The following is a 707-nucleotide window of genomic DNA, read 5'->3' as shown; positions in this document are numbered from 1 at the left end:
CACCAGCAGGCGGTGATCGTCGCCCGCGATCATCGATTCGATGACCACCGCCGACCCTTCGCGCTCGGCCGCGGCGAACGCGGCGGCCACCCCGGCCGCGTCGGTGACGTTGACGCTGACCCCGCGGCCGTGATTGCCGTCCAGGGGCTTGACGACGACCGGGAAGCCGATCCGCTCGGCCGCCGAGAGGGCCGCGTCCGGTTCGTAGACCACGCGCTGCCGGGGCACCGGCAGGCCCAGATCGGCAAGCAGGCGATTGCTGAGATTCTTGTCCGACGCGATCTCGACGGCGATATGGGAGGTCTTGCTGGTCAGCGCGGCCTCGATGCGCTGCTGGTATTTGCCCTGTCCGACCTGGATCAGGCTGCCATCGTTCAGGCGATAGACGGGGATGTCGCGCGCGTTGGCCGAGCGCACCAGCTCCATCGCCGACGGGCCGAGCGACCGGCGGTCGGCATAGCGCAGGAAGCGCGCGATGTCGTCCTGCAGGTCGGGTTCGCCCTTTTCGTCGGCGCGGGCGATCGCCACCAGCATGTCGCAGGCGACCTCGCCGGCTTCCAGGCCGATATCCTCGGATTCGTAGCTGTAGAGAACATCGACCTCGTCCGGCGCCTGGGTCGCGCGCGCCATGGCGCGTCCGCCGTCCTGCGCCGCCAGGTGCTGGAGGTGCAGCGCGAGTACCGCGACCAGTTCGCCCAGCGCCGGGG

General features: G+C 70.2%; 1 protein-coding gene. It reads right to left on the bottom strand.

Annotation, left to right across the window (positions count from 1 at the left end):
* A partial coding sequence (locus tag HUK84_RS21470; RefSeq protein ID WP_176641955.1) for an acetate--CoA ligase family protein occupies positions 1-707 on the bottom strand: 707 nt, incomplete at both ends.

The sequence above is a fragment of the Nguyenibacter vanlangensis genome, from assembly GCF_013376155.1.
Classification (GTDB): domain Bacteria; phylum Pseudomonadota; class Alphaproteobacteria; order Acetobacterales; family Acetobacteraceae; genus Gluconacetobacter; species Gluconacetobacter vanlangensis.
Note: the sequence above shows the minus strand (reverse complement) of the source record. Positions and strands in the feature narration are given on the sequence as shown.